The 8,040-nt window shown below is 40.8% G+C and carries 6 protein-coding genes; 3 read left to right on the forward strand and 3 right to left on the reverse strand.

Annotated features, from left to right (window positions below):
- Positions 1–363: 363 nt before the first annotated feature.
- On the forward strand, positions 364–927 hold the full coding sequence (locus AABI99_RS17010; RefSeq protein WP_338367300.1) for a cytochrome b: 564 nt from the start codon (positions 364–366) through the stop codon (positions 925–927).
- Between the two features lie 31 nt (positions 928–958).
- On the opposite strand, the gene AABI99_RS17015 is transcribed toward AABI99_RS17010, so the two are convergent.
- From AABI99_RS17015 to AABI99_RS17025, 3 genes are all read right to left on the reverse strand, one after another.
- Complete coding sequence (locus tag AABI99_RS17015) at positions 959–1,159, reverse strand: ribosome alternative rescue factor ArfA (RefSeq protein WP_338367302.1); 201 nt, start codon at positions 1,157–1,159, stop codon at positions 959–961.
- Positions 1,160–1,525: 366 nt separating this feature from the next.
- Positions 1,526–4,066 carry a TonB-dependent receptor gene (locus AABI99_RS17020; RefSeq protein WP_338367303.1) on the reverse strand — a complete coding sequence of 847 codons (2,541 nt, stop codon included), beginning with the start codon at positions 4,064–4,066 and terminating at the stop codon, positions 1,526–1,528.
- 227 nt (positions 4,067–4,293) lie between these two features.
- Positions 4,294–5,271, reverse strand: a complete 978-nt coding sequence (locus tag AABI99_RS17025) for an ATP-binding protein (protein ID WP_338367304.1) — start codon at positions 5,269–5,271, stop codon at positions 4,294–4,296.
- A gap of 111 nt (positions 5,272–5,382) precedes the next feature.
- Here AABI99_RS17025 and AABI99_RS17030 point away from each other — a divergent pair, with 111 nt between their 5' ends.
- Complete coding sequence (locus tag AABI99_RS17030) at positions 5,383–6,714, forward strand: HD domain-containing phosphohydrolase (protein ID WP_338367306.1); 1,332 nt, start codon at positions 5,383–5,385, stop codon at positions 6,712–6,714.
- Between the two features lie 112 nt (positions 6,715–6,826).
- Positions 6,827–7,846, forward strand: a complete 1,020-nt coding sequence (gene hemH, locus AABI99_RS17035; protein WP_338367308.1) for a ferrochelatase — start codon at positions 6,827–6,829, stop codon at positions 7,844–7,846.
- Positions 7,847–8,040: the final 194 nt, after the last annotated feature.

The raw sequence follows: 8,040 nt of genomic DNA on the forward strand, positions 1-8,040 counted from the left end.
CGCATCCTCGGTGGTGGAATTAATGAGAAGCTGCGCTTCTAACGTGAGCAAGCTCAACGTCTACAATTTTCACCTCTCATTTACTCCTCTATCCTTTCTCTTTGTGCATTTTTGTATTAAAGATCAATAAATCACAAAGAGGTTAAGAGGCGCTTCGCTTTTAGAGAAGTAACTATCACCTCGCGCGAACAAGCGTAGCGCCTACAACTTTCACTTCATGTTATGGGTTATATCCTTTTAAATTTAAAAAATAAGTGTCGTTAACCCTACTTTAACCTTCTATAGTTTAAGCTAGCCGCATTAATGTTGATTACTCAACTGTATCGCGACTAAGCGCCACTTTTTAAGTTAGGAATAACCACAATGAAACTTACAAAAGATACAACAAGTACGTTAAGCAAAACCACCATAAGCCTGCATTGGATTGTTGCTATTTTAATTATTGGGTTATTAGGCTCAGGCCTGTATATCGAAAACTTTAAAGCGTTTTTTCTAATGAGTTGGCACAAATCATTTGGCGTAATACTACTTGCTTTTGCATTACTAAGAGTAACATGGCGCATTATGAATGGCTGGCCAAAGCACAACGTTAAACACCCAAATTATGAGCAAGTGTTAGCTAAAATTGTGCATTACGTGCTTATAATTAGCATGTTACTTATGCCTATTTCGGGGCTAATTATGTCGGGTTTTGGTGGGCATGGTGTAGAAGTGTTTGGGCTAGAGCTTATACCGCACAACCCTAACCCAGAAAACCCACAAAGAAGCCTTGCATTTAATCAAGGCTTGGCAGAGTTAGGTAAATCCATTCACGGTATTACAGCCAATGCGCTTTTAGTGGCGCTTGGGTTACACATTATAGGTGCTTTAAAACATCATATTATTGATAAAGATAACACCCTAAAGCGTATGCTTGGCAAAAAGTAGGTAGTTAAAAGTCTTATTTGATCGGTGCTATTTAAGCCGCGATTAAATAAGACTCTCGTCCTACGTGTTTGCTCTTGCGCTTAAAAGAGCCCTTGCCTTTTTTAGCTTTAACCACTTGAGGTTTAAACATTTTAGAGGTTACTAGCGCCGCCAGCGCATTATGATTAATAACGCCTCGTCCGGTATCAACCGCACTATTATTAGCGGGCTTATTTTTCGATTTTGTAGCCATTTTGGTTCCTATAAGTTAAATACTCACCAACATTAGTGAGCATTTTAAGAAGTGGCGATTGTATGCTTAATTTTCAACCTTGCAAGTGCTTTAACGCTCTTTTTCATAATAAATAAGCATAAAAAAAGCGCAGTAAAACACTGCGCTTAGTAACCTGAACGCTGGATAATAAATCTATCTCTAGCAGCTATTTTCAGCGCTAACTGCGTTAAATTTACTTGCAATAGGCTAGCTATTGACGCGTAAATTCGCCTTGTTTTCACTGAAAACCTCTGGCTAGAGAAATAAGCTTAAATATCATCATAATAAAATATGTTGGTATATCTCTTAACCAGAGTTCAGGTTAAATAGTTTTAGCTCAATTAATTAAAATTCAAAGCTTACTTTTGCATAGTAAGTACGCCCGTCAAAGCCGTAAGGCAATGCACGTACAGGGTATTTAAACGCGCCGTTGGTAATAAAGTTAAGCACTTCGTCATCACCTAGCTCATCTGGGGTTTCATCAAAAATATTATCAGCCCCTACAGATACGTTAAATATTTCGTTAATTTGGTAGCTAACGTTTAAGTCTACTAATACAGCCGATTCAACCGTACTTGTTGGCTTAAACGACCCCGTAGGCGAAAGCTCTCCTGGTAGCGGAATATGGTCATTACCAAAGTATTTAACGTCTGTTTCGCCAAAGTAGTTAAAGCGAAGTGTTGTTTGGTACGCATCACGCTCGTAGTCAAACGTAAGTGTTGCACGCTCGCCTGGTTGCCCATCGGTAAAAAAGCTGCGTTGTAAATCATCAAACGCCACCGACTCAGGTATGCCCTCTTCTGCATTTACATTATCAATTTTAGTGTCGTTTAAGTTACCCGCAAAGGTTACGCCAAAATTACCGCCTTCTACATCTGTACGGTAAGATGCAATAAGATCAACACCTTGGGTCGTTGAATCTACTGAGTTTGAAAAATAGTTCGCCTGCACAGCGCCGGTTGCTTGCAAGGCAGCAACCGCTTCATCGCTAAAAGCCACATCATTTGCAGAAAGTAGGCTACCTAACGTAATGCGGTCTTTAATTTCTACGCGATAAAAATCAACCGTTAACGACAGCTCGCTTGTTACATCGTAAACAAAACCTGCGCTGTAGTTTGTTGATGTTTCAAGCTCTAGGTTATCTACACCCAATGCACTTGGAAAAGCAGTTCCTGTGTTTGCTGTAAATGATTGCGTTAATGTGCCATCAGAGCCTAAGTTAGTGGTGTAAGCTGTGTACCCACTTTGCTGTAGCGATGGTGCTCTAAAGCCAGTAGATACCGCACCGCGCACTGCAAAGTCATCGTTAAATTCATAACGTGTCGCTAATTTACCAATTAAGTCATCACCTGCGTCTGAGAAATCTTCATAACGCAGTGCACCACTTACGTTCCACGCATCGGTGATCATAGTTTCTACGTCTACATAAAACGCGTAGCTGTTTCTATCGCTTTTATTCGTTGCCTCTGGGCGCAAACCGTTATAAGCCTGAAAACCACACTCAGCAAATTGATCAGGGTTGTTTACTGATGGGTACGAAGTATCCATATTTGCCAAACCACATGCGTAAGAGGCTTCATCACCAGGTACTATTTCGTAGTTTTCTTTACGGTATTCTGCACCAATGGTTACATATAATGGCTCGCTGCGGCCAATATCAACTATACCGTTAAAATCAGCATTAACTGTTGTTTGATCAAATCTAAAACCCCCCGAATAACCACCGGTTGGGCCTGCATTAGTAGCTATATCGGCATCGCTTGCATCTGGGTTATTAAATACATATTCCGCCGCATAAGAAGCATTTAGCGTATTACGTGAAGTAAAATCGTATTGGTTTTCACCATACACAGCCGATACATCGTATCCCCAATCTGGGTTTATATCGCCTCTAAAACCAACCGCTACAGAAATATCTTCAGCTTCGTTATATATACGAGGCAAAAAACCATCGCTGTATACTTGCGTTACATTTTTAGACGCTTCGTTAAAGTTACGATAAAAGCCATTACCCAGCGCTGTGCGCTCAGAATAACCACCAAATGAATACAATTCGCTCTCACCCATAGGTAAGGCCATGTTGTAAAACAATGAAGTAAATTCACTTTCTGAGTTACCTTGCCCCCAGCGTACATCTTCACTCAGGGTGCCTGGTTCAACATTAAGCGACCCGCCGGTATCGCGCTCAGCACGGTTAGTGCCATCGGCATCACGATACTCAAGTGATAAATTAATAAAACCGCCTTCGCTGCCAAGCTCAAACCCTCGGTTTAAGCCAGCTGAGATCGTATCACCATCGCCTTCACTTGTTCCGCCGTACTGTACGTAACCTGTTGTTACACCTGTTGAATTATTAAGTGATAAATTAATTACACCCGCAATTGCATCAGAGCCATATTTAGCTGCTGCGCCATCGCGTAACACTTCTACCCCTTTAAGTGCTGTTAGCGGAATAGCATTCATATCAGTGCCTGCAGCGCCTGCACCAACCGTGCCGTTAAGGCCAAAAATAGATTGATTATGGCGGCGCTTACCGTTAACTAACACTAACGTTTGATCGGGTTGTAAGCCGCGCAGTGTTGCAGGTCTAAATAAATCTGAACCATCAGACACCTGCGTACGAGAAAAATTAAATGACGGTGCAGTGGCTTGCAAGCTTTGACCAAGTTCTGTAAAGCCGCCTTTGTTTAAATCATCAGCGTCTATTAAATCAATCGGTGACGAAGACTCAGTAGAGGTACGGTTAGATACGCGCGACCCTAATACAGATATTTGTTCTATGTTTTGCTGAGCCTGTACAGGCGCTTCTTCAGCGCTTACAAAGCTTGGCGCGCTTACAGCAAACGCTACAGCGGCAGCTAATGTATTTAAACGATATGTTGACATGGTGAGGACCCTGTTTAGTGTGTTCTTTAATATTTGTTATAGCAATGTAACGCATTGCCTTGATGAACATCCTAGCAACATATGCAATCAAAAAGAAATGAAAAAAACTAAATAATAGGTCTAACTATGCAAAAAAAAGTTAAATAGAAAAAATATCACTTAAACCAGTACAAAATATGTTCTTTTTAGAATTTTAATTTCAACACCCACTAAGGTTAACACTTTATTTACAACAGCATTGCTGAATATTCTTGTTCTTTTATCGGTAACCAGCAACAAATGGTAGTACCTGTTCCTAAAGTGCTGTTAACTTCGAATTTTCCACTGTGATCTTGCAAAATAAAGTTAACAACGCTCATACCTATTCCTAACGCGTGTTCTGATTTATGCGTAGTGAAAAAAGGCTTACAAAGGTTCGCTTTTGTGTGTTCATCCATGCCGCAGCCATTATCCTTTACTTTTATACAAACGCCCTCGTTTTGCTCGATGACACTGACCTCAATAATGGTGCCTTTTTCTAATTCATGCTCGCACGCTTGCTGAGCATTTAATAAAAGCTCTACAAAAATTTGATGAACAGACGACAACTCCCCCCAAATAACTGGAACTTGCTCAAAGTTGGTTTTTATTTCGCAGTATTTAAGCTGCCCCTGCAAAACAGCAAGCGCAGAGCGTGCCACCTGATCAACCTCTATGTACTGCTTTGTATGGTTGCTTGAAAACTGGCTAAGGTTCAATAAGTTATGCACGGTTTGCTTTATATGCTTTAAATTTTCTAAGCTTTCATTTAACTGAGAGTTAATTTCGTGTCCGCTCCAGACCAAAGCGTACTGTTTTTTTAAATCAACCAACATACTTTTATATTGCCCAACATTTAATTGGCCAGTTAAAAACTGCTCGTTATAGTAAAGAGACTTAGATAAGAGAGGGCTTACATATTGCAGGCTTTCTATATTACTTAATACGTACGAGAGCGGATTATTTATTTCATGCGCAATGCTATTTGACAAAACCCCCACACTGGCCATTTTGTCGGCTTGAACAAACATTTGCTGATACAAGGCTAATTCAGCAACGTTTTTACTCAGCTCGCCATTTAACACTGCTAATAACTGACTTTTATCGGCAAGCAGCTGCTCTGCCGCAACACGCTTTTTTTGTTCATCTAAAAAAGCCTGTTTATAGTCTTGAGTTACCATACTCATTATATTCACTCCATAAATACGCATCCATGTATAACATTTAGTTTGCCCAACGTAATTATGCAAACCAGCCGCCATTTTTAGACTATGCTTATTATTTTAAAAGGTAGTTTTATGATCAAACAAGCAGACTCTGAACATTCAATCACTGCCGTAGATGTACTTTGTGTTGATGACGACGACATTGTTCTGCGTTCACTGACAGCCTTATTAAAAAATAATGGTTTTAGCTTTAAGATCTGTAAAAGCCCTTTGCAAGCACTCGACCTATTGAAGAATCACGAATTTAGCTTAATCATTAGCGACATGAAAATGCCCAACATGAATGGGGCACAGTTTTTAGAAAAGGCCCGTACCATAGCGCCCGAAACACAACGTATTCTATTAACGGGCTACGCCGAAATAGAAACCACACTCGCTGCTGTTAACCTAGCGCAAATAAATGGATACATACAAAAGCCTTGGCAAAACGATATGCTGTTACGCAGCATAAACGACAGCATCGAAAAATTTCAATTAAAAAAACACAACAAGCAGCTTGAGATAAAAATAAAGCAGCAAAATAAAGCACTTTTAGAACTTAATAATTCGCTAGAGTTGCGTGTAGAAAAACGCACCCTACAGATCAAGCAGGTACTTAAGCAATTAGAAGAAGCCAATGAGCGCGAAAAAAACGAGCATAAAGCGACCGTAGAGCTACTCTACAATTTTATAAATGCAAACCCCTACTTAGATGGTAACAAAGCACAAAAAATTGCCGACACCTGTACTCAAATAGCACTGTATTTAAACCTATCAAAAACAAGTATTGAGCTAGCCCCCATGGCAGGTTATCTAGCCCAAATAGGTTTGCTGGCAATGGACCCTGCACTCTACGAAAAACCTGTGAGCCGCCTAAGCGAGCAACAGCGTAAAGCCTATTACACACACCCTAGCACGGCACAGCTTATGCTAATGCCTGCTATACATTTACACGATGTATCCGATGCAATTTATCATCAATATGAGCGCTTTAACGGCAATGGTTTACCAAAAGGCTTAGCAGGAAACGAAATACCCATTGGCGCTATGGTGCTCAGCGTTGCCCGCGATTATTGGGATGCCTTTGAACAAAGCCAAAGCCCCACAGATAAAGAGCGCCACAGCGATGCGCTAGAAAGCATAAAACTCTATAGCGGCACCTTTTACCACCCTAAAATTGTGCGTGCGCTTGAAGCGAGTCACAGTAAATTAAACGAGCAACTTAATAATGCCGGCTCTATTGTTATATGCAGCGCCAAAGAGCTAAAAGCTAATATGATTTTAGGCCATACATTACACAGCCACAGCGGTATTATGCTGTTACCAAAAGGCCATGTGTTTGGTAAAAAATCTATTGAAAAACTGCAGCAACTCGAAGCTAAAAAGCCAACCCCATTCAGAATTATGGTTAAAAGCGCTAAATGATTGATCTAAATTGTGGTTTTTTTCGTTACAATCACCTTAAATAAGCTAAACTATTACAAACAATTACCTGCTAACTTAGGTCTAAGTTTAACATTGCTTTAAGGAGCACACCGTGTCGCGATTTTCTGCTGTCACCGACAATCCCCACGACGGGCGTTTTAATCAAAAAACAGGCATTTTACTCACCAATTTAGGCAGTCCTGACGCACCAACGCCTGCGGCTTTACGTACTTACTTACGTGAGTTTTTATCTGACCCTCGCATAGTAGAAATTCCACGCCTTGTATGGATGATAATCCTTCACGGCATAATTTTACGTATTCGCCCTAAGCGCTCAGCAAAACTATACAAAAGCATTTGGACCGAAAACGGCTCGCCGCTTACACACATTACGCGCCTCCAACGCGACAAATTAAACGCACTTTTGCAAGAGCAAGGCTACACCAACACCGAAGTTGTTATGGCTATGCGATATGGTAACCCGTCAATAGAGGCAGGCCTTGAAGAGCTGCGCAATAAAGGCCTAACGCGTATTATTGTATTGCCGCTTTACCCGCAGTACTCAAGCCCTACCACAGGTTCAACCTTCGATGCTGTTTCAAGAGTGTTGCAAAAATGGCGCTGGGTGCCCGAGCTACATTTTGTAAATGGCTATCACAAAAACACCACATACATTGACTCATTAGCAAACAGTATCAGCGAAGATCTAGAAAAAAACGGCATGCCGCAAAAGCTAGTTTTTTCATACCATGGTATGCCAAAACTGTTTTTAGACCGGGGCGACCCTTACCACTGCCTATGTTTGCAAACAACCCGATTAGTGGTTGAAAAGCTAGGCCTTGATAAAGACAAAGTAATTAGCACGTTTCAAAGCCGCTTTGGTAAAGCTGAATGGTTAAAACCCTACACCGACGCTACACTAGAATCCTTACCTAGTGAAAACATTACTGATGTAGCTATTTTAAGCCCTGCTTTTAGCGCCGATTGCCTAGAAACTCTCGAAGAGCTGGAAGAAGAAAACCGCGAAATTTTTGAAGAAGCCGGTGGTAAAAAATACCGCTATATTGCTGCTTTAAACGACAGAGACGATCACATTAACGCTTTATACGATGTGCTAAAACCAATGCTTTAAACGCATCTTAACGCGAAAAGCGGTGTTAAATTTTAACACCGCTTTTTTAATGCCCAGGTAAGCATTTATTAACAGCCATAGCCAATTTTACGCGAGCAGGCTTCGCGCCTACAATTTTCATTTCTCATTTACTCCTCCATCCCTTCTCTTTGTGCGTTTTGTATTAAAGATCAATTAATCACAAAGAGGTTTAA

The organism is uncultured Pseudoalteromonas sp. (assembly GCF_963922945.1).
GTDB lineage: Bacteria > Pseudomonadota > Gammaproteobacteria > Enterobacterales > Alteromonadaceae > Pseudoalteromonas.

What these genes read in the sequence shown, in the direction of transcription:
- AABI99_RS17020 (WP_338367303.1), bottom strand. Translation starts at nt 4,066, where the DNA reads ATGTCAACATATCGTTTAAATACATTAGCTGCCGCTGTAGCGTTTGCT.
- AABI99_RS17030 (WP_338367306.1), top strand. Translation starts at nt 5,383, where the DNA reads ATGATCAAACAAGCAGACTCTGAACATTCAATCACTGCCGTAGATGTA.
- AABI99_RS17025 (WP_338367304.1), bottom strand. Translation starts at nt 5,271, where the DNA reads ATGAGTATGGTAACTCAAGACTATAAACAGGCTTTTTTAGATGAACAA.
- AABI99_RS17015 (WP_338367302.1), bottom strand. Translation starts at nt 1,159, where the DNA reads ATGGCTACAAAATCGAAAAATAAGCCCGCTAATAATAGTGCGGTTGAT.
- AABI99_RS17010 (WP_338367300.1), top strand. Translation starts at nt 364, where the DNA reads ATGAAACTTACAAAAGATACAACAAGTACGTTAAGCAAAACCACCATA.